This is a genomic window from Kribbella sp. NPDC005582 (assembly GCF_040605415.1).
Taxonomy (GTDB): Bacteria; Actinomycetota; Actinomycetes; order Propionibacteriales; family Kribbellaceae; genus Kribbella.
This window is the reverse complement of the sequence record NZ_JBEXCU010000003.1, coordinates 50,133-72,727: the sequence shown is the minus strand read 5'-3', so window position 1 is coordinate 72,727 and position 22,595 is coordinate 50,133. Positions and strand designations below refer to the sequence as shown.

Sequence of the window (22,595 nt, the reverse complement as noted above, 5' to 3'; positions counted from 1 at the left end):
GTCTACCCCTCGACCACAGCCTCTAATCTGCGGAACCAGGTATCGGCCAGGTCCCGTACGGCGTCTTCGGTGAGGAGTTCGGCGGCGTAGTCCCACTGGGCGATCAGCTCGGGGCCGTCGGGACGGTCCGCGGTCAGAGCGTTCAGAGTGAGCGCATGCGACATCGGCATGTCCGGATCCGCGTCCAGCTCCGCGGCGCTGTCCTCGTCCCCGGCAGCGGGCGACCAGTCGGCCGCCTCCGGAAGGTCGAAGCGACCCATGTAGTTGAACTCGATCTGCGGCTCCTCGAGCTCGGCCAGCACAGATGCGGTCTTCGGGTTGAGGCGGCGCAGAAGGCCGTAGCCGATGCCTGCCGTGGGCAATGTGGCCAACTGGTCCCGGACGCGATCGATAGCCACCTCCAGGTCCTGCCCTGCCGGGTCGAGCCGCACCGGTACGACGCTGGTGAACCAGCCGACCGTCCGCGACAGGTCGGCGTCTCCCGCGAGTTCGCCCTCTCGACCGTGTCCCTCGAGATCGACCAGCACGGGCGCACCGGCCGCCGTACCGAAGTGGCGCGCTCGCCACTCCCCCACGGCCAGTGCGAACGCGGTCAGCAGCACATCGTTCACACCGGCGCCGAAAGCGGCCGGAGCCCGGCTCAGCAGCGGACCGGTGACGGCCGGCGGCAGCGTCAGGGACAGGTGACCTGTGGTGCGGACGGTGTCTCGGGTCGAGTCGAGTGGGCGTGCCAGCGGTAGACCGGCGCCCTCGGCGAGGATCGAAGTCCACAGCGGCAGCTCGTCCTCGGCCGCCGGCTCCACTGCCCGCGCTGCGAGCCGACGAGACCAGCGACCGAACGACAGCTCCACCGGCGCCAGCTCCGGCGTACGGCCTTCTCGTACGGCGGACCAGGCTGCTGCGAAGTCCGGCAGGAGTACGCGCCATGAGACGCCGTCGGTGACCAAGTGGTGCGCGAGGATCAGCAGCCGGCCCGGCGTCTCAGGGCCGGCGTCGAACCACACTGCCCGGACCATCGCACCCGCCTCAGGATCGAGCGCGGCCTGCGCGATCAGTGCCTGCTGAGAGATCGCCTCAATCATCGCCGCCTCGTCGGCACCACGTACGTCTGTCCGGGTGAGCCACGTGCTGACGTCTACGTGTGTCGGCACCGACAACGCCGGCTCGGGCTCACGAATCAGGCGTGCACGCAGCATGTCGTGCCGGTCGGCCACAGCTTGCAGCACGAGCTGCACACCTTCCTGAGTGAGCTCTGCCGGAGTGCGGATCAGTGCGGCCTGGTGGTAGCCGGCGATCGGACCACCGCGCTCCAGCAGGCCGTGCATGATCGGCGTGAGCGGAACCGTGCCCACACCGTCGTCGTGGACCGCCACGTGCTCGACGGCCTCGACCACGGCGGCCAGTGCGATCACTGTGCGGTGCTGAATCAGCTGCCGCGGTGTGAATCGCAGCCCTCGGGCGCGGGCCCGAGCGACCAGCTGCATAGCGATGATGCTGTCGCCGCCGAACGCGAAGAAGTCATCCTCTGTTCCGACCGCCTCGGCCGGCAACGCCAGTACCTCGGCGAACAGCTCTCGCAGTACGTACTCGGTCTCGTTCTCCGGAGTCCGCCCACCACCCGCCAGGGTGAAGTCGGGCGCAGGCAGTGCCGCCCGGTCGAGCTTGCCGTTCGACAGCACCGGCAACCGATCCAGTACGACGACCGCCGCCGGAACGATGTAGTCGGGCAGCACGGCCGCAGTGTGCGCGCGGAGCTCGGCCGGGTCCGCATCGGCGACCACATAGGCGACGAGCTGCCGCTGGTCGCGAGCAATCACGACGGTCTGGCTGACCGCCGGGTGGCTGTCGAGCACGGCCTCGATCTCGGCCAGCTCGATCCGGTAGCCGCGGATCTTGACCTGGTCATCGGTCCGCCCGGCGAACTCCAGCAGCCCGCTCCGCGTCCAGCGCGCGAGGTCGCCCGTGCGGTACATGCGGGCGCCCGGCGTACCAAACGGGTCGGCAACGAATCGCTCGGCGGTCAGGTCCGGCCGGCCCAGGTAACCGCGAGCGAGTCCTGGGCCGGACAGGTACAGCTCACCGGTAACACCTGGCGGAACCGGAGTCAGCGCTGTGTCGAGCACGTAGGCGCGAGACCCGTGGACCGGCCGCCCGACGACCGGACGTGCGCTGTCGCTGACCCGGCCGACCAGTGCGTCAACAGTCGCTTCGGTCGGCCCGTACAGGTTGAAGCCCTCGGTGTTCGGCAATGCGGCCAGCCGGCTCCACAGCGACTCCGGAACCGCCTCGCCACCGAAGCCCACTACGGCGAGCGGACACTCGCCGTCCGGCCCGATCAGCCCGCTGTCGGGCAGCTGGGTCAGCAACGACGGAGTGATCTCGATGAAGTCGATGCGGCGCTCGCGGATGAAGGCCGTGAGCAGCTCAGGATCGCGGCGCGTCTCGTCATCCGCGATGTGCAGCGCGTGCCCGTCCAGCAGCCACAACTGCGGCTGCCACGACGCGTCGAACGAGAACGACCAGGCGTGTGCCACCCGCAGGTGCCGGCGACCGGTCCGCTCCTTCGCCAACTCGTGCAGGTCGTGCCGGTGACTGTGGAACAGGTTCGCGACACCGCGCTGGGTGACGACCACGCCCTTGGGCCGACCGGTCGACCCGGAGGTGTAGATGACGTACGCCGGATGGTCCGGGCCCGGCGCGGTCGGTGCCGCTTCTGGGAGTCCGGCCAACGCGTCGATACGCAGTACGGGGATGTCCGTGACAGGCAGAGCGGTGTCCGAGGTGGACAGGATCAAGACCGGGCCGGCGTCGGTGAGCATGCTGGTTAGGCGTGACTCGGGCAGGTCGGGATCCAGTGGCAGGTAGCCGGCCCCGGCCTTCATCACCGCGATGATCGCGGCGATGTAGTCGGCTGTGCGCGGCAACGCGAGTGCGACGAGCCGCTCCGGGCCTGCGCCTTGTCCGGCAAGCACTCGGGCCAGTTGCTCAGTGCGGGCATCCAACTCGGCGAAGGTCCAGGTGTTGTGGTTGTCGGTGACGGCAATCGCGTCCGGACTCGCCGCGACCTGTGCGGCGAACAGTGCGGGCACGGTCTCAAGCCGCTCGGCTTGCGGAAGCGCAGTGTCGTTCCAGGTCTCCAGAACACTCTGCCGCTCGGCACCAACGAGGACGTCGAGAGAACTCATCGTGCATGCAGGGTCGGCGACGACCTGTTCCAGCAGGGCCTCCAGCCGACGGCCGAGGAGTTCGGCGGTCGACCGGTCGAACAGGTCGGCGCTGTACTCGATCCAGCCCTGCATACCGTCGCCCTCGCCCTGCTCGACGAAGTCGAAGCTCAGGTCGAACTTGGAGGTGTCCTGGCCCACCGACTCGCGTTGCACCGACAGGCCGGGCAACTCCAAGCCACCGCTCTGGTCGGCGAGGTAGGCAACCATCACCTGGAACAGCGGGTGCCGGGCGAGCGAGCGCTCCGGGTTGATCGCCTTCACGAGCCGTTCGAACGGCAGGTCCTGGTGTTCGTACGCCGTCAGATCGGTCTCGCGGACCCGGCTCAGCAGCTCGGTGAAGGTGGGGTCGCCGGACAGGTCCGTTCGCAGCACGAGCGAGTTCACGAAGAAGCCGACGAGGTCTTCAAGCGCCTTATCGCCGCGGCCTGACACCGGAGCGCCAAGCGGGATGTCCGTCCCAGCGCCGAGTCGGTGCAGCAACGCCGCGACAGCGGCATGAGCCACCATGAACATGCTGACGCCGTTCTCACGGGCCAGCGCGCGCAGTGCGCGCTCCACAGACGGCGTGACGGTGAAGCCGACCGTGCCACCCCGCCCACCCGACTCCGCCGGACGCGGACGGTCGACGGGCAGGTTCAGCTCGACAGGCAACCCGTCAAGCGTGCGGCGCCAGTGCTCGACCAGCTCACTCCCGGTCGCGGCCAGCAGCTCCTGCTGCCACAAGGCGTAGTCGGTGTAGCTGGCGGGGAGTGGCGTCCACTCCGGGCCGCGCCCCTCGACGCGCGCCGCGTAGGCAGTGCTCAGGTCGTCGAGCAGTGGGCGATCCGACCACTCGTCGGTGGCGATGTGGTGCAGCAGAAGCAACAGCACATGCTCGTCCGGTGCCACCTCGAACAGGACTGCGCGCACTGGCATCTCCTGGCCCAGGTCGAACGCGTACGCCGCCTCGGTCTCCACCTCTGCGTAGTCCGCCACGGTGAGGCGAAGCTCGGCGTGATCGAGGACCTGCTGGAACGGCACACCATCAGCGGCTGGGAACACTGTGCGCAGCGGTGCGTGCCGTGCGACGACGTCGTTCAGTGCGGCCGCTAGTGCGGTCCGATCGAGTCGACCGGTGAGCCGCCAGACCGATGGGAGGTTGTACGTCGCGTTGGGTCCGTCCACCTGGTGCAGCAACCACAGCCCCTGCTGTGCAGACGAGACCGGCACCCGCTCCGGCACCGACCGAGCCGCGCCGAGCTCAGGCCGTACGACGCTGTGAGACTGCCCAAGCCGCGTGGCGAGCTTGGCTGGCGTCGGTGCATCGAAGATCGTGCGCAGTGACGCTCCTTCCCCGACACTCGCCCGGAGCCGGCTGACCAGTCGCATCGCACTCAGCGAGTGCCCGCCCAACGCGAAGAAGTCGTCATCGACCCCCACCCGCTCGAGGCCGAGCACCTCAGCCACCAACGCACACAGCGTTTCCTCCAACGGAGTCCGCGGGCGCGCGTCGCCCACCTCGGCCGCGAAGTCCGGCGCCGGCAGCGCCCGCCGATCCAGCTTCCCGTTCGGCGTCAACGGCAGCGCGTCAAGAGTCACCACCGCGGCCGGAACCATGTGCTCGGGCAGCGAGACCGGCGCATGCGCCCGCAACTCCGCGGACGTGACGGCCTCCGCCATCACGACATACGCAACCAACTGTTCATCCCGGAGGACCACCGTCGCCTGAGCCACGGCTGGGTGGGCACTCAGCGCGGCCTCGATCTCCCCGAGCTCGATGCGGAAGCCACGCAGCTTCACCTGGTCGTCGACCCGACCCAGGTACTCCAGCTCGCCGTCCTGCCGCCACCGCGCAAGATCGCCGGTCCGGTACATGCGCTCGCCGGTGGCGAAGGGGTTCGCGACGAACCGCTCAGCCGTGAGCGCCGGGCGACCGAGGTAGCCGCGGGCCAACTGCACACCGGCGAGGTAGAGCTCGCCAGCCACACCCGGTGGGACCGGGTTCAGCTCGGCGTCGAGCACGTAGGTGCGGGTGTTCCAGACCGGGTGACCGATCGGGACAGTGGACGGGTCGGCGGGGACCTCGTACGAGGTGACGTCGACTGCGGCCTCGGTGGGGCCGTACAGGTTGTGCAGCTTGCTGGTGGGCATGACCTCGGCGAAGCGCGCGGCCAACGACGCCGGCAACGCCTCACCGCTGGCCATCACTTGACGCAGCGAGGTGCACGCCGCAGCAGCAGGTTCATCCACGAACGCGCGCAGCATCGACGGCACGAAGTGGGTCGTGGTGATCTGCTCGTGCCGGATCAGCTCAGCCAGGTAGACCGCGTCCCTGTGTCCTTCTGGACGCGCCACGACCAGCGCAGCACCGGTGACGAGCGGCCAGAAGAACTCCCACACCGACACGTCGAACCCGGCAGGTGTCTTCTGCAGTACACGGTCGGTGGGCTCGAGCTGGTAGGTGTCCTGCATCCACAGCAGGCGGTTGGCGATCGCCCGGTGCGGTACAGACACACCTTTCGGCCGACCTGTCGAACCGGAGGTGTAGATGACGTACGCAGGCTGGCGTGGGTCGTAGTACTCCGGCAGCGCCGCCTCAGGACCCTCTCCACTCACGGACAGCGTCGGCAGATCGGTCTCGGGGAGTTCGACCTCCGGAGCCGTGACCAAACAAACCGGCCTCGCGTCATCGAGCATGTTTGCCAGCCGGTCGGTCGGGTAGCTCGTGTCCAGCGGCAGGTACGCCCCACCAGCACGTTGCACAGCCAGCAACGTGATCACCAGCTCCAGCGAACGCGGCACCGCCACAGCCACCGTCGACTCGGCCCGCACACCGCACGCCACCAGCCGGCGCGCGAGCTGCTCCACCTTGCCGTCGAGCTCGGTGTAGGTCAGCTGCTCACCCTCGAATACGAGCGCAGTAGCCTCCGGCGTACGAGCCACCTGCGCGCGGAACAACTCCGGCAGCGTCGTGTCGACCACCGCATGCTCGGTGTCGTTGAAGCCTTGCAGCACAAGGGCGCGCTCGTCGTCGTAGAGCACGTCCAGCGTGCCGACGCGACGGCTGGGGTCGGCGACGACCTGTGCAAGCAGAGACTCCATCCGGCGGCACAGCAGCTCTGCCGTAGCCGCATCGGTCAGGTCGGTCGCGTACTCAAGCACGAGCGTGAGACGACCGGACACGTCCGACTCGTCCACGAAGGTGAAGTTCAGATCGAACTTGGCCGCACCGGTGTCCATCTCGTACCAGTCCGCCGGCAGCCCGAGCAGAGTGTCGGGATCGCCGTCGGGACGGTGGTGATAGCCGAGCATCACCTGGAAGAGCGGATTACGACCGGTGACCCGCGGCGGGTTGAGCGCCTCGACGACACGGTCGAACGGAACGTCCTGATGCTCGAACGCGGCCAGCGACGACTCGCGAACTCGCGCCAGCAACTCCTGGAACGTCGGTGCACCGGACAGGTCGGTGCGCAGTACCAGAGTGTTGACGAAGAAGCCGACCAAGTCATCGAGGCCGCTGTCGGTGCGCCCCGCGATCGGCGCACCGAGGGGAATGTCGTCACCCGCCCCCAGCCGATGCAGCAGCGCGGCGGTAGCAGCCTGCACCACCATCCACATGCTGGTGCCGCTAGTGGTGGACAGCTCGCGCAACGCACGCGCCGTCTCGACGGGTAGTTCGTAGCGAACGATGGCGCCGCGGCCACTGGGCTCTGCCAGACGCGGCCGGTCCAGCGGCAGCGTCAGCTCATCCGGAGCGCCGCGCAGCGCCTCACTCCAGTACGCGAGCTGCCGCTCACCCACCTGCTCGAACAGCTCCTCCTGCCAGAGCGTGTAGTCCGCGTACTGCACCGGCAGCGCGTCCCACGCCGGTTCGTTACCAGCCACGCGGCCGGCGTACGCCGTGTTGAGGTCGGCCAGGAACGGACGGTCGGACCACTCGTCGGTGGTGATGTGGTGCAGCACCACAGCCACGACATGGTCCTCCGCACCAACCCGGAATACCGCAGCCCGCAAAGGGAACTCACACGTCAGATCGAAGGGACGCCGCTGCGCGGACTCGACCAGCCCGGGCAGCTCGACCTCGGCACAGTCCACAACACTGAACGACAGCTGTGCCTCGTCACGAATCCACTGGAAGGGCACTCCGTCGTGTTCGCCAACCAGAGTCCGCAGTGACTCGTGCCGCGCCGCCACATCCTGCAACGCTGCCTGCAAAGCCGGTACGTCGAGCGCTCCGCGCAGCCGGAACACGAGCGGGAAGTTGTACGCCGCTCCCCCGCTCTCAAGCTGTTCCACCAGCCAGAGCCGCCGCTGCGCAGCCGACAGCGGCACGCGCTCCGGACGGTCAGCGCTCGCCGTCAGAGCCGGGCGAGTGAGTTTGCCGTTGTCGGCGCGGCCCGCAAGGAGTGCCGGGGTCGGTGCCTCGAACAGGTCACGGATGGCGAGCTCAGCACCCAGTTCGGTGCGGGCACGACTGACAAGCCGAGTGGCGAGCAGCGAGTGCCCGCCGAGATCGAAGAAGTTGTCCTCAGCCCCTACTTCGGGCAGCCCGAGCACCTCCGCGAACAGGCGGCACAGCACCTCTTCCTGCGGAGTCCGCGGACCACGTCCACCGCCCAGCGCCACGGCAGGCTCAGCGTCGGGCAGCGCGCGCACGTCCAGCTTGCCGTTGGAGTTCATCGGCAGACCGTCAACAGTGACGAACGCGGCCGGAACCATGTACTCCGGCAGCTCACGCCCGAGGTCGTCCCGCAGTCGCCGTACGAGCGCACTCGCCTCACGGGCAGCCGTGGGGTCATTGGCGTACGGCGCTGTGCCACCGCTGGCGCGGTAGAGCCCACTGGTGAGACGCGGCTCAGTCGTGAGGAACACCGCCTCGTAAGTGCCGGCCGAACCGGCCCACGTAGTCAGCACTTCATAGCCGAGTGCGTGCAGGTCCTCTGGATCGACCCCCTCGCCGATCCGGCCGTCGGGGATACCGGTGACGCGTAGTGGGGTGCCGTGCTCGCGGATCGCCTCAACCGTCGACCACTCCACGGCGGGCGCGTCCGCCAGTCGAAGGTCCGGCTCACCGGCGTACAGGACGACGTCGTACCGGTGGCGGCTCAGCTCGTTGTGGTGTCGCGCGCGCTTGGTGCGCAGGTCGAGCTCATAGCCCAGAGTCGTGAAGTAGTCCGGGTCGACGAGCAGTTCCTTCTCCAGTTGCAGACCGCGCTCCACTGCGCGCTCCAGCTCTGTCTCGGCAGTCCCCCGGGCACGCTGGATCTCGGTGTGGAAGGTGCGCGCCAGTCGGAGGTTGCGGACGTCACCGACGAACAGTGCGCCACCGGGCGCCAGCAGCTCCATCGCACCGTTGATGACGGTGGTCAGGTACTCGATGCTCGGGAAGTACTGGATGACGGAGTTGATGACGATCGTGTCGAAGAAGCCGCTCGGCAGCTCCGACAGGTCATCAGCGGGCCTGCAGCGCAGCTCCACGCGCTCCGCCAGCTCCGGGTCGTGGGCGCGCAGTTCGGCGCCGATCTTGCGGATGACCGGCTCGGCGAAGTCTGTGCCCCAGTAGGACTCGACCGCCGGCGCCAGCCGGGACAGCAGCAGACCGGAGCCGATTCCGATCTCCAGCACCCGGCGCGGCTGCAGTGACTCGATCCGGGCCAGCGTGGCCTCGCGCCACTCGTGCATCTCCGCGAACGGGATGGGCTGTCCGTCGTAGGAGCTGTCCCAGCCGTCGTACTGCTCAGTGAAGACGGCAGTGCCGATCTCCTCGTACTCGTCAGAGTAGATCTCCTGCCACTCGTCGACCTGGGCAGCCTCCGCCGCTCGCCGCTCAGCGGAGTCCGCCGCCGCTGGTACGACGTACCCCACGAGGCGATCGTCGCGGACCACAACGGCCGCTTGGGCGACCAGTGGGTGCCGGCTGAGCACAGTCTCGATTTCGCCGGGCTCGATCCGGTAACCGCGAATCTTGACCTGGTCGTCGGTGCGGCCGAGGAAGTCGAGGTTGCCGTCGAGGTTCCGGCGCACCAGGTCGCCGGTGCGGTACATGCGCTCACCCGTTGCACTGAACGGATCCGCAACGAAGCGCTCGGCGGTCAGGCCAGGCTGGTCGAGGTATCCGCGCGCCAAACCGATCCCAGCGATGTACAACTCACCCGGTACGCCGTCCGGCACCGGACGCAGCCACGTGTCGAGAATGTGTGCTCGGGTGCCGCGGATGGGCTTGCCGACGGTAGGAGTGTCGCTGTCAAGCGTGCCGCCACCAAGCGTGTTGATGGTGTACTCCGTCGGCCCGTACAGGTTGTAGCCATAGGAGCCATCGGTGTCGCGCAACGCGGCCCACACCGTGTCCGAGACAGCCTCGCCACCGAGTAGTACCAGCGGCGGCACGTGGCCTTCCAGCAGCCCCTGCTCGATCAGCAGCCGCGCGTAGGTCGGGGTCACGTTGACGACGTCGATGCGGTGCTGATCGCAGTACGCGACCAGCGCCTCGGCGTCCCGCCGCAGCTCCTCGTCGCAGACATGCACCTCGTGCCCCTCGACCAGCCAGAGCAGCTCTTCCCATGACATGTCGAACGCGAACGAGACCGTGTGTGCGATGCGTAGGCGCCGACCACCGGCCGAGGCGACTGCCGGGTCGAAGATCTCCTTCTGGTGGTTGAGCTGCATGTTGGTCAGACCCCGGTACGGCGTGACAACGCCCTTGGGACGACCGGTCGAGCCAGATGTGTAGATGACGTACGCCGAGTGCTCCAGGCTGAACCGCAGCTGCATTGGAGCATCGGAGAGCGCGGCCAGCTCGCTCTGCACTGCGGAGTCGTCCAATAGGACCCGCTGCAGGTCACCGTCGAGTGTTGCCGACACTACGGTCGTGCTGAGCAGCAGGAGCGGACTGGCGTCGGCCAGCATCAGGGACAACCGGTCGGCCGGGTGATCGAGTTCCAGCGGCAGGTACGCCGCACCGGTCCGCAGTACGGCGAACAGTGCGACCACCATGTCCAGTGACCGCGGTAGGCCGAGTGCGACCACCTGCTCCGGGCCGGCACCGCGCTGGATCAACAGCCGGGCCATGCGGTTCACGGCGGCGTCGAGTTCGGCGTACGTGAGTGTGCGCTCGCCGAAGACCAGCGCCCGAGCATCCGGCGTACGGGTTGCCTGTGCGGCGAGCAGGTCGGCGATGGTCTCTTCGGGGTCCGGTACCCGGCTCGCGACCCACTCGTCCTGAAGCGCCACATGCTCGGCGGGCAGCAACGAATCGAGGGAACCGACTGGTGCGGTAAGGTCGGAGGTGAACCGCTCCACCAGCAGGGCAAAGCGATCCAGAAGAGTCTGAGCTTGGCTGGTCGGGACGAGGTCAGTTCGGTGGGTCAGCGTGACAGCGATCTCGCGGCCCGGCGTGATGACGAGGTTGACCGGGTAGTGGGTCGCGTCGACGTTGGCGACGGCGGTCGCGCCGTGCTGTGTGCGCAGCTGCTCCAGCCGTTCCTCGGTGTCGTTGTTGCGCAGGACGAACAACGTGTCGAACAGCTTGCGGTGTCCGGTCTCGGCCTGCAGCACTCCGAGACTGAGGTGCTCGTACGGCATCAGGTCGAGGCGTTCGCCTTGGATCCGCTGCAGCATCGCGAGCACCGGCTCAGCCGCATCGAGACGGAGCCGGGTCGGGACCGTGTTGAGGAACAGTCCGATGATCTCGCCGACCTGCGGGACCTCGCTCGGCCGGCCGGCGACCGTCGTACCGAAGACCACATCGGAACGGCCGGTCGCGGAAGCGAGCGTCAGACCCCAGGCTGCGTTGAGCAAAGTGTTCAGCGTGAGACCGTGCACCCGGCCCACCTCGCGCAGCCGATCCCCCAAGGCAGCAGGGAGCAGTACGTCGAGCTGGTCGGGGATGACCGGTTCCAGACCGTCGGGTGCGGTCGGAGCCAGCAGAGTGGGCTCTTCCAGACCGGAGAGCGCAGTGCGCCACGCAGCGGTAGCCACCGTGTCGTCCTGGCGCTCCAGCCAGGTCAGGTAGTCGCGGTAGCTGCCGGGCGCGGGTAGAGCAGTTCCGCCCTGATAGAGACCGAAAAGCTCGTCCAGGAACAGCCACGCCGACCAGCCGTCCCACAGGATCAGGTGGCGGCCGATGATCAGGCGGTCACCGCGGTCGAGCCGCACCAGCAGCAGGCGGAACAACGGTGGCGCCGAAAGGTCGAACCGACGGTTGCGCTCGGCATCGGTCAGCTCCTTTAGCCGTGCGTCCTGCTCAGCAACGGGGAGACCGGTGAGGTCGACCTCTTCGAGTGGAACCTTCGGAGCCTCGACGATGAACTGCACCGGCTGGTCGAGCCCCTCGCTGGTGAAGCCCGCGCGCAGGCCGGGGTTGCGGACCAGCAGGGTGCGAACGGCGGCGCGCAACCGGTCGGTGTCGAGGCGCTCCGCGAAGTCGAAGGTCTCATGGACCGTGTAGACGTCCAGTTCGCCCTCGTAGAAGGCCGAGTGGAAGAACAACCCGTCCTGCAACGGAGCGAGCGGCCAGACGTCCTCGACGACGGCCGGTGCCGCGAACGAACGCACGTGAGCCAGCTGCGCATCGGTCAACGCAAACCTGGCGGTGTGCTGCTCGACGACCTCCGTGACCGCAGGTGCCGCAGCAGCCAGCGCAGCGGGCGTGCGGTGCGTGAACACGTCTCGTGGGCTCAGCTGCAGCCCCCCAGCGCGAGCGCGGGTAGCGACACCGATCGAGCTGATGCTGTCGCCGCCGAGCTGGAAGAAGTCGTCGTCAGGACCGAGGTCTGCAATGCCCAGCACAGCCGCGAAGATCTCTGTGAGCAGCCGCTCCGCAGGTCCCTCCGGCTCCCGGCGAGCGGTGCGCTCAACCTCCGGTGCCGGTAGCGCCGCCTGGTCCAGCTTGCCGCTGGGACTCAGCGGCAGGTCGTCAAGAACGACGTAGGCGTCGGGAACCATCGACGCGGGCAGCAGCTCGGCCAGTGCGGCCCGCAGCTCAACGGAGTCGACGGTGGCGCCGGACGCCGGTACGGCGTAGGCCACCAACCGCTGCTCACGCACCACAACCGCTCCACGAGCGACTGTGGGGTGGCTGGTCAACGCAGCCTCGATCTCGCCGAGCTCCACCCGGTTGCCGCGCAGTTTGACCTGCCGGTCGGTCCGGCCGAGGTAGTCGATCCCTCCGTCCGGGCGGCGGCATACTAGGTCGCCGGTGCGGTACATGCGTGCGCCGGTCGCGTACGGGTCCGCGACGAAGCGGTCGGCGGTGAGCGCAGGGCGGCGGTGGTAGCCGCGAGCAAGCTGCACACCGGTCAGGTACAGCTCACCCGGTACGCCGTCCGGCACCGGGCGCAGACACGAGTCGAGTACGCGCAGGCCCGTGTTCCACACCGGTCGGCCGATCGGCACAGTCGTGTCCGCAGCACCGTCGTACTGGTGGAACGTCACGTCGACCGCGGCTTCGGTCGGTCCGTACAGGTTGTGCAGCGGTACGCCGGTCAGCTCGCTCCACCGGCGCGACGCCGTACCGGAGAGGGCCTCGCCGCTGCTGAACACTCGCCGCAGACTGCGAGCCCATGACGGATCCGCGGTGACCTCGTCGGTCACCAGGAACGCTTCCAGCATCGACGGTACGAAGTGCATGGTCGTCACCTGCTCGGCCTGGATCAGCCGGGTCAGGTAGGCGGGATCGCGATGACCGTCCGGTGCGGCGAGCACAACAGCCGCGCCTTCGCACAGCGCCCAGAAGAACTCCCAGACACTGACGTCGAAGCTCGACGGCGTCTTCTGCAGCACGCGATCGTCGGCCGTGAGACCGTACGCGCCCTGCATCCAGGCCAGCCGGTTGATGATCGCGCGGTGCGTCACCACCACGCCCTTGGGCCGACCGGTCGAGCCAGAGGTGTAGATGAGGTACGCCGGATCGTCGGGGCGAGCCACCACGACCGAGGGCTCCGCCCAGAGCTCGTCGTAGGCGTCCACCACCAGTACGTCCAGACCGTCGGTCGCAGGCAGCCGCATGGCGTCCCGGTCCGTAGTGACCGCTATGGTCGCACCGGAGTCAGCCAGCATGTAGGCAAGGCGATCAGCCGGATAGTCGAGGTCCAGCGGCAGATATGCAGCACCTGCCTTCAACACACCTAGCAGCGCCACCATGAGCTCTGCCGAACGAGACACCGCGACAGCAACGAACTGCTCGCGGCCAACACCCCGTGCACGCAGCCGACGCGCCAACGCCTCAGCCCGCACATCGAGTTCGGCATAGCTCAAGGCGTCGCCCTCGTAGATCACCGCAGTCGCGTCCGGCGTCTTCGCAACCTGGAGGGCGAAGGCCTCGGCCAGTGTGGTCTCCGGAACCGCGCGCGTCTCCCCCACCGGATGCGCACCGGCCAGCTCCGCCGGGCTGAGCAGCTCAAGGTCCGCGACCTTGCGCGCCGGATCGCCGGCCAGCGCCTCCAGCACCAGAGTGAGCCGGTCGGCGAGCGACTGCACCACAGCGGTGTCCAGACGCTGCACGTGGTGCTTCAAGCGCAGGTCGAGCCGACGACCGGGCTTGACGATCAATGCGAGTGGATAGTGCACGGCATCGTGGAACGCGTGTCCAGCAAGGGCAATCGAACCAGTGGGATCAGTCACGTCCTCGTTGCTGGGGTAGTTCTCGAACACCACCAGAGTGTCGAAGAGCTCACCGCCACCGGCGTGCCCAGCGGCCCGCTGGATCTCTGCGAGCCCGAGGTGCTGGTGGTCGAGCAGTGCGCTCTGTTCCTCCTGCAACCGGTCCAGCAGCTCGCCGAACGTGTCGGCCGGCGACCAACGCAGCCGAGTGGGCAGGGTGTTGATGAAGAGACCGATCATCGACTCGATGCCGTCAACGGCTGCGTCGCGTCCGGAGACGGTGGTACCGAACAGCACGTCCTGCTGCCCGGTCATCCGTCCGAGCAACAGACCCCACGCGCCCTGTACCAGCGTTCCGAGCGTGACAGCGCGCTCTCGGGCCCGAGCAGTGAGCTGAGCGGTGACACGCTCCGACACCTCCACTCGGACCTGAGCAGGTTCTATGGGGCCGGCGGACGTCTCCACCAGACGGGTCGGCCCGGCCACACCCTCCAATGCGGTCCGCCAGGCGGCCCGCGCCGCGTCCCGGTCCGCACTGGCGATCCGGCCGAGGTAGGCCCGGTACGGCGCGACCGCGGGCAATGGGACCGGGTTGTCGCCGTACAGGGCGAGGAGCTCGCGGTGCAGGACGGGCAGCGACCAGCCGTCCGCGATGATGTGGTGGAACGTCAGAACCAGTCGGCTGCGTTCCGCACCGAGGCGGATCAGCGCGCAGCGCAGCAACGGCGGCCGGGCCAGGTCGAACCGCTCGGCGCGCTCAGCCGCGGCGACTGCCTCCGCATCGGCGGCGTCGTCAACCTCACGCCACGGCACCTCCACGCCGGACGCGATGAGCTGGACGGGGCGCCCGTCGGGTAGTTGCCGGAAGCAAGCACGCAGCGGAGCGTGCCGATCCAGCAACCGCTGTGCTGCGGTGCGCAGCAGCGATCCGTCGACCGGACCGGTCAGCTCGATGACCTGCTGAACGACGTACGCGTCATGCTCGGCACCGTCGACCAGCGCGTGGAAGAAGAAGCCCTCCTGCAGTGGTCCGAGCGGCAACACCTCCTCCGCCGAAATCTGCAGTGCAGCAAGCTCATCCGGTGTCGGCTGCTCCCACACCAGCGCGTCCGCGTCGTCCGTCGGCGCATTGCGAGCGACACCGGCCAGCTCTGCAACAGTGCGGTGCCGGAACACGTCCCGCGTTGTCAGCTCCAGCCCGGAGCGCCGAGCCAGGATCAGCAGCTGCACAGCGATGATGCTGTCGCCACCCAACGCGAAGAAGTCGTCATCGATGCTCACCGACGGCAGACCGAGCGCCCGCGCGTACAGGTCGCACAACAACTGCTCCCGAGCCGTACTGGGCGCTCGACCGGCGCTGAGCCGCGTGTAGTCGGGCACCGGCAGCGCAGCCGCGTCGAGCTTGCCGCTGGGCGTGACCGGCAGCTTGTCCACCGGCACGAAGGCAGCCGGGACCATGTAGTCCGGCAGGAACTCCGCAGCATGCGAGCGCAGCGACGCCATCAACGCTGCGGCATTACGGAACGGCGCCGGCCGATTGGTGAGCGGATGCCGCCCACCAGCCCGGTACGACGCACCCACGTCCCCGCGCGAGAACACCGCGTCGAGGCTGCCGTCCTCAGCGTCCCCGTTCCACGTCAGTACGGCGGTGTGACCGTGCCGAGCCGCGATCTCGTGCAGCTCCTCCGGATCGACGCCGTACGTCGCAATCGCCGGCCTGCTGCTGTCTTCGAGAGCTTCGAGCGCAGCCAGGTCCCCGGCGAGCCGGGAGTTCGGGATACCGGTGACCCGCACCGGCCCGTTCGCACCGGCGAGCAGTTCGTCGAGCGAGTCAATGGCGAACCAGTCCGACTCGACCGCCTCACATGCTTCGGTGCCTGAGGCACGCAGTACGACGTCGTACCGGTAGCGGGTGAGCTCGTTGTGATGCTTGCCGCGCTTCACGCGAATGTCAGCCGTGAGTCCGTCGAGGCTCGCGAAGTAGTCGGGATCGACGAGCAGCTCGCCCTCCCACGCGATCGCCCGGTCCACAGCAGACCGCAGCGCCTCCTTGTCGCCGTCCTGCACGCGCCGCGTCTCGATGGCAGCCGTGAGCGGCAGCAGCAGTCGCAGGTTGCGCACATCGCCGACGAACAACGCACCGCCCGGTGCGAGCAGCTCTGCGGCGCCCTGCAGTACGGCGGTCAGGTACTCGCCGGTCGGGAAGTACTGGATGACGGAGTTGATGACGATCGTGTCGAAGTGCGCCTTGGGCAGTCCGGACAGGTCATCGGCGGGCCGGGCCAGCAGCTTGACCTTGTCGGCCAGACCGGGCGCTGCAGACACCTGTGCCTCCAGCGCCCGGACAGCCTCCTCAGACAGGTCTGTACCCCAGTACTCCGCACAGTCCGGCGCCAGCTGGGACAGCAGCAGTCCGCTGCCGACACCGATCTCCAGCACCTTGCTGGGCTGGACAGAGCGGATCCGGTCCAGCGTCGACGCGCGCCACTCACGCATGTCCGCGAGCGGAATCGGCAGACCGTCGTACATGCTGTTCCAGCCCGCGAAGTTCTCCTCGAACGCGTCAGAGCCGGCAGCGGAGTACAGGAGTTCGTGCAGGTCCTTCCAGTCGGCCACACCGCCGCCACCGTCAAGCGCCGGTACGACGTACGCGGCGAGGCGGCGCTCACCCGGACGGTCCTCGCGGACGACGACAGCCGCCTGGTCGACTGCAGGGTGCGCCCGCAGCACAGACTCGATCTCCCCCGGCTCAATGCGGAACCCGCGGATTTTGACCTGGCTGTCGACCCGCCCGTGGAACTCCAGCCGACCGTCGGCCTTCCAACGCACCAAGTCGCCGGTGCGGTACAAACGCTCGCCTGGTGCGCCGAAGGGGTCGGCCACGAACCGCTCTGCGGTCAGTGCGGCTCGGCCGAGGTAGCCACGAGCCAGTCCGGCGCCGCCGAGATAGAGCTCTCCCGTGACACCGGCTGGGACCGGCCGTAGCCGGTCGTCGAGGACGTAGGCACGAGTGCCCGGGTCAGGGACGCCGATGGGCACGATGCTGCCGGTGGGGATGTCCGGATCACAGAGCCCCAGTGTGGAGTTGGTGGTGGCCTCGGTCGGACCGTAAGCGTTGAACATCATCCGGCCGCGCGCATAGCGACTGACCAGCTCCGGCGACACCCGCTCGGTGCCGGCCAGCAGAGTCGCCATGGACGGCAGCAACACGTCGTCCGGCATAGCGGCCAGCAGCGCCGGCGGCAGGATCATGAAGGTGATGCCGTGCTCGTTCGCATAGTCCGCGAGCGGGGCGCCAGGCACGCGCCGGTCAGCCGGTACGACGACCAGTCGGCCACCGGAGAGCAGACCGAGGCACAGGTCCCAGAACGCCACATCGAAGCTGGGTGAAGCGAACTGCAGCACCCGGCTGTGCGGACCGATCCCGAACCGTTCTTGCTGAGTGGCGACGAGCTTGGCGACACCCGCATGCGAGAGCACCACGCCCTTGGGCCGACCGGTCGATCCGGACGTGTAGATCACGTAGGCCGCATGGGCGACCGTCAGCTCGGCCGCAGCGGCCGGGTCATGCGTTGGATAACCAGCGAGCTCAGCACCCGTCTCGGGTGCGTCCAGCAACAGCGAGTCCGGCGGCAGATCCGCCGCAACCTCCGCAGTGGTCACGACACAGACCGGCTGCGCATCCGCAAGCATGTAAGCGATCCGGTCCGCCGGATAGTCGGTGTCGATCGGCAGATACGCCGCCCCCGCCTTCAGTACGGCGACCTCCGCGACAATCATGTCCGCCGAGCGCGGTACCGCGAGTGCGACGACCTTCTCGGGCCCTGCGCCACGTGCGACCAGTGCATGCGCCAACCGAGCCGCCCGCGCGTTCAGCTCGGCGTACGTGAGCTGGACGTCCTCATGGATCAGAGCGATCTCGTGCGGACGCGCAGCGACCTGGTCCGCGAACATCCGCGGCCAGGTCAACGCCGGTACGTCGTGCTCGGTGTCGTTCCAGCCACTGAGGATCTGGTGCCGCTCGTCGTCGGTGAGGAGCTCCAGATCAGCGACCGGCATTTCCGGGCGGGCTACCGCATCGGCCAGCAGCGTGCGGTAGTGGCCGAGGATCCGGTCGATGGTGGCGGGTTCAAACAGGTCGGTGCGGTAGTCAGCTCGCAGTTGCCCGTCGGCGACAGACAGTGCCAGGTCCAGCGGACCGCCCCACTCTGTCTCGTCGATCTGTTCGCGTAGCGCACTGAAGGGGACGCTGCCGTCGACTTCGGTTGCCGAGGCGCCGCCGTACCGATGCAGGAGTGCCACGAAGGCCGTCAGGCCCGTCGCCTCGTCTGCATCGGTGGTGAACGGCAGTGCGCGGAGTGCGCGCGGCTCCGGTCCGTCCGAGCGAGAGGGACGCGGGAAGTCCAGCGGCAACGAGGCAATCAAGGTGTCCGACACAGCTGAATACTAAGGTAAGCCTTGCCTTAGTTGGAGGTTCACGCGTGTGACGTGAGATAACCGCCCATCGTGCGGAAGTAGTCGGTCGCCGCGTACTCGGTCCCGTTGTCGGTCCGCACGCGGCGGACGAGCAGTCCGGGACAGCGCCCGTTGTACGCGTCCGCGCCCGCCACCACGACCACGCCGTCGCCTTCGCGAATGAAGATTCGGCCGGGCGTCCCGCCGTACCGAGCCTCGGAGACGGCCGCCTCGACGATCCGCAGCCGCTCGCCGCGGTGGAAGGCATAGGCATTCGGATAAGGGTCCGACTGGGCGCGCACGAGCCGCTCCAGGCGCTCCGCCGGCCACTTCCAGTCGATCCGGCTGTCCTCCAGCGAGCGCTTGTGGAAGAAGCTGGCCTCCGAGCGATCCTGCGCCACCCAACGACCGGCGTCCTGCCCCGAGGCGATCAGCTCGAGCGACTCCTGGACGATCGGCCCGATCAGATCCACCGTCCGATGAAACAGATCGGTGGCGGTGTCGGTCGGCCCGATCGGCACCGACCGCTGGATCAGAACATCGCCGGCATCGAGCTCGGCGTTCATCTTGTGCGCGGTGACGCCGACCTGCTCCTCGCCGTTGATCAACGCCCAGATGATCGGCGAGAAGCCCGCGTACTTCGGCAGCAACGAGTCGTGAATGTTCAACGTCCCGTGCGGCGGCAGGTCGAACAGCTCCGGCGGCAGCCACGTCCGCCAGTTGTTCGCGATGATCAGATCCGGCCGCGCTGCAGCGATCGCCTCCAGCAGCTCGGCGTCGTCCGGACGATTGCGCAGCAGCACCGGTACGCCGTGCTTCTCGGCCAGCTCGGCGACATCGTCGTCCCAGATCTTCTCGTACGCATGCTCGCTCTTCGGATGCGTGACCACGAGGGCCACCTCATGCTCCGAGTCCAGCAACGCCTGCAGCGTGCGGTGCCCCCAGGTCTGATACCCGAGCATGACGACCCTCATCTGGTTCCTCTCGACGGCTGGCTAGCAAGGTAAGGCTAACCTTAGCCGTCGAGCGAGGGGTCAGCCGACTTCGGCCATGACCTCGTCGGAGACGTCGAAGTTGGCGTAGACGTTCTGGACGTCGTCGCTGTCCTCGAGGGCGTCGATCAGGCGGAAGATCTTGTTCGCGCCCTCGGCGTCGAGGTCGACGGTCATCGACGGGACGAACGAGGCGTCGGCGGACTCGTAGTCGATGCCGGCGTCCTGCAGCGCGGTACGGACCTTCACCAGGTCGCTGGCCTCGCTGATCACCTCGTAGGACTCGCCGAGGTCGTTGACCTCGTCGGCGCCGGCCTCGAGCACGGCCTCCATCACGTCGTCCTCGGTGTAGGACTTGCCGTCCTGCTCCTTGTTCACGACGATGACGCCCTTGCGGTGGAACAGGTAGGCGACACTGCCCGGGTCGGCCAGCGAGCCGCCGTTGCGCGTCATCGCGGTCCGGACGTCGGCCGCGGCGCGGTTGCGGTTGTCGGTCAGGCACTCGATCAGCATCGCGACGCCGTTCGGGCCGTAGCCCTCGTACGTGATCGACTGCCAGTCCGCGCCGCCGGCCTCGGCCCCGGAACCGCGCTTGACCGCGCGGTCGATGTTGTCGTTGGGGACCGACGACTTCTTCGCCTTCTGGACCGCGTCGAACAGGGTCGGGTTGCCCGCGAGGTCACCGCCGCCCGTCCGGGCGGCCACCTCGATGTTCTTGATCAGCTTCGCGAAGAGCTTGGCGCGCCTCGAGTCGATGACCGCTTTCTTGTGCTTCGTGGTGGCCCATTTGGAGTGGCCTGACATCGCGAACCCAACCCTTCTACCGCCGAACAGACTAAGAAAGCTCGCGGACCAGCTCCGCAAAGTAGCCGTGCAGCCTGGCGTCCCCGGTCAGCTCCGGATGGAACGACGTGGCCAGCAGCCGGTCGTGGCGAACCGCGACGATCCTACCCGTGGCCGGGCCCGAGCTCACCGTCGACAGTACCTCGACGTCCCGGCCGACGCGTTCCACCCACGGTGCCCGGATGAACACGGCGTGGTACGGCGCCTCGAACGCCGCGAACTCGAGGTCCGCCTCGAACGAGTCCACCTGCCGCCCGAACGCGTTCCGCCGCACTGTCACGTCGAGCCCGCCGAGCGTCTCCTGGTCGGCGATCCCGCCGGTGATCTCGTTCGCCAGCAGGATCATTCCGGCGCACGTCCCGAACACCGGCATCCCGTCCGCGATCCGCTTCTGCAGGGGCTCGAACAGCTCGAACGCCCGCGCCAGCTTGTCCATCGTGGTCGACTCACCGCCGGGCAGCACCATCGCGTCCACCTGCGCCAGCTCCGAGGGACGCCGTACGGGCCGCGCCTCGACGCCGACCTGCGTCAGCATCGCCACGTGCTCCCGCACGTTCCCCTGCAGCGCGAACACGCCGATCACAGGCTTGCTCATGTCAGTCCACCTTTCCGGTCTTGTCGACCGAGCCGCCTGCTCCGACGAGCTTGCGTTCGTTCGGTCCGATCCACAGCGTCTGGTAGACGCCGGTCAGCCGGCCCTCCGGCGCAGCAGCTGTCGCAGCGGCCAGATCCGGATAGACCGTCGTACCGACTGCGTCGCCTTGCTGGATCCGATACTCAGCACGCCGTACGACGTCGCCCGGGCGCAGGTCCTCGTTCTGCCACTCACCGTGAGCCGCACCGAGCCTGGCCACCTGACCGTCGTCGAAGTGCACGACCATGTCGAACCAGAGCGCGTTCTGCTCGGCGTAGGCGACCGCATCGGCGCGGACGGCGAACTTCTTCGGCGGCTGGTACTTGTCCGGGAGCGTCTCCCAGTACACCGCCTTCACAGCGGAGCCGACGGTCACATACGTCACAGCGACACCCGCCGCTGCCAGTCCAGCGTGACCTCGATCCGGCCCTCGTCGAAGACGGCCGGGAGCTCACGCTCGTTGAGCAGCGCGAGCACGTCCTCCAGCAGCGGCTCCCCCGGCGCCACATTGGCGGTGTCCGGGTGCCACACCTTCAACTCGAGCATGCCGAAGTCCACTGCGTGCCACACGTCGGTGTCCGTGAAGAACACCAGCCCCTGCGGCTCTGTAGCAGCCTCCAGCACCTTGCGTGCCTCGTGGTGGTCCGCGGTGTAGCGAACCACCACCAGCCCGAGCGACTCCAGCTCAGCGAGCACTGCCTCCAACCGGTCCGGGTCAGTGACCTCGGGCCAGCCTTTAGCGTCCTCCGTGACGTCGATCAGCGCCTCACCGATCAGCAGCGGCACCAGCGCGGACGAGTCCATCGCTGGTGCGTCCTCCTGCACCGCCTCGGTCAGCGCGGCAGTGATCGCCGCGTGGTCGGCGTACCCGGACCGCACCAGCACCCGGGCCAGCCCGCGCAGCTCGCGAGAGGTCCGCTCGTCCAGCGCCAGGAGCCCCTCAGGTGCTGTCACCAGCCGCGCTCGGCAAGGCGGTGCGGCTGCGGGATCTCGTCGACGTTGATGCCGACCATGGCTTCGCCCAGACCGCGGGAGACCTTGGCGATCACGTCGGGGTCGTCGTAGAAGGTGGTGGCCTTCACGATCGCCTCGGCGCGCTGCTGCGGGTTACCGGACTTGAAGATGCCGGAGCCGACGAAGACACCCTCGGCGCCCAGCTGCATCATCATGGCGGCGTCGGCCGGGGTGGCGATACCACCGGCGGTGAACAGCACCACCGGGAGCTTGCCGAGCGCGGCGACCTCCTTGACCAGCTCGTACGGCGCCTGCAGCTCCTTGGCGGCGACGTACAGCTCGTCCTCGGGGAGGTTCTGCAGCCGGCGCAGCTCCTGGCGGATCTGGCGCATGTGCGTGGTGGCGTTGGAGACGTCACCAGTACCGGCCTCGCCCTTGGAGCGGATCATCGCCGCACCCTCGGTGATCCGGCGGAGTGCCTCGCCCAGGTTGGTCGCACCGCAGACGAACGGAACGGTGAAGTTCCACTTGTCGATGTGGTTGGCGTAGTCGGCCGGGGTGAGCACCTCGGACTCGTCGATGTAGTCGACCCCGAGGCTCTGCAGCACCTGCGCCTCGACGAAGTGACCGATCCGGGCTTTGGCCATCACCGGGATCGACACGGTGTTGACGATGCTCTCGATCATGTCCGGGTCGCTCATCCGGGAGACGCCGCCCTGCGCGCGGATGTCGGCCGGAACGCGCTCCAGCGCCATCACGGCGACCGCACCGGCGTCCTCGGCGATCTTGGCCTGCTCGGCGGTGACGACGTCCATGATCACGCCGCCCTTGAGCATCTCCGCCATGCCGCGCTTCACCTTCGCGGTACCGGTCTGCGGGGTCACGTTCTCGCTCACTGCATCCTCCTGGTCG

7 protein-coding genes are annotated in these 22,595 nt (G+C 68.2%); all 7 read right to left on the bottom strand.

Annotated elements, in window-relative coordinates; all coding sequences use genetic code 11:
- Window positions 1-2 precede the first annotated feature (2 nt).
- Genes ABZS29_RS18215 through pdxS form a run of 7 tightly spaced genes read right to left on the bottom strand, consistent with a single transcriptional unit; the run spans window position 3 to window position 22,579 of the window.
- Window positions 3-18,242: an amino acid adenylation domain-containing protein gene (locus tag ABZS29_RS18215; protein ID WP_355463308.1), complete on the bottom strand. Its 18,240-nt coding sequence runs from the start codon at window positions 18,240-18,242 to the stop codon at window positions 3-5.
- A gap of 38 nt (window positions 18,243-18,280) precedes the next feature.
- Window positions 18,281-19,234, bottom strand: a complete 954-nt coding sequence (locus ABZS29_RS18210; protein WP_355463307.1) for a methionyl-tRNA formyltransferase — start codon at window positions 19,232-19,234, stop codon at window positions 18,281-18,283.
- Window positions 19,235-19,294: 60 nt separating this feature from the next.
- Window positions 19,295-20,056 (bottom strand): YebC/PmpR family DNA-binding transcriptional regulator, encoded by a 762-nt coding sequence (locus tag ABZS29_RS18205; protein WP_355463305.1) that lies wholly within the window; start codon window positions 20,054-20,056, stop codon window positions 19,295-19,297.
- Between the two features lie 31 nt (window positions 20,057-20,087).
- Window positions 20,088-20,690: a pyridoxal 5'-phosphate synthase glutaminase subunit PdxT gene (gene pdxT, locus ABZS29_RS18200; protein ID WP_355463304.1), complete on the bottom strand. Its 603-nt coding sequence runs from the start codon at window positions 20,688-20,690 to the stop codon at window positions 20,088-20,090.
- A gap of 1 nt (window position 20,691) precedes the next feature.
- Window positions 20,692-21,114, bottom strand: coding sequence for a hypothetical protein (locus ABZS29_RS18195; RefSeq protein ID WP_355463302.1), 423 nt, complete (start codon window positions 21,112-21,114; stop codon window positions 20,692-20,694).
- Entirely contained in the window at window positions 21,111-21,683 is a 573-nt protein-coding gene (locus tag ABZS29_RS18190; RefSeq protein ID WP_355463301.1) for a hypothetical protein, read from the bottom strand. The genes ABZS29_RS18195 and ABZS29_RS18190 overlap by 4 nt, the downstream gene beginning before the upstream one ends.
- Window positions 21,680-22,579, bottom strand: a complete 900-nt coding sequence (gene pdxS, locus ABZS29_RS18185) for a pyridoxal 5'-phosphate synthase lyase subunit PdxS (protein WP_355463300.1) — start codon at window positions 22,577-22,579, stop codon at window positions 21,680-21,682. Before pdxS ends, ABZS29_RS18190 begins: the two co-directional genes overlap by 4 nt.
- Window positions 22,580-22,595: the final 16 nt, after the last annotated feature.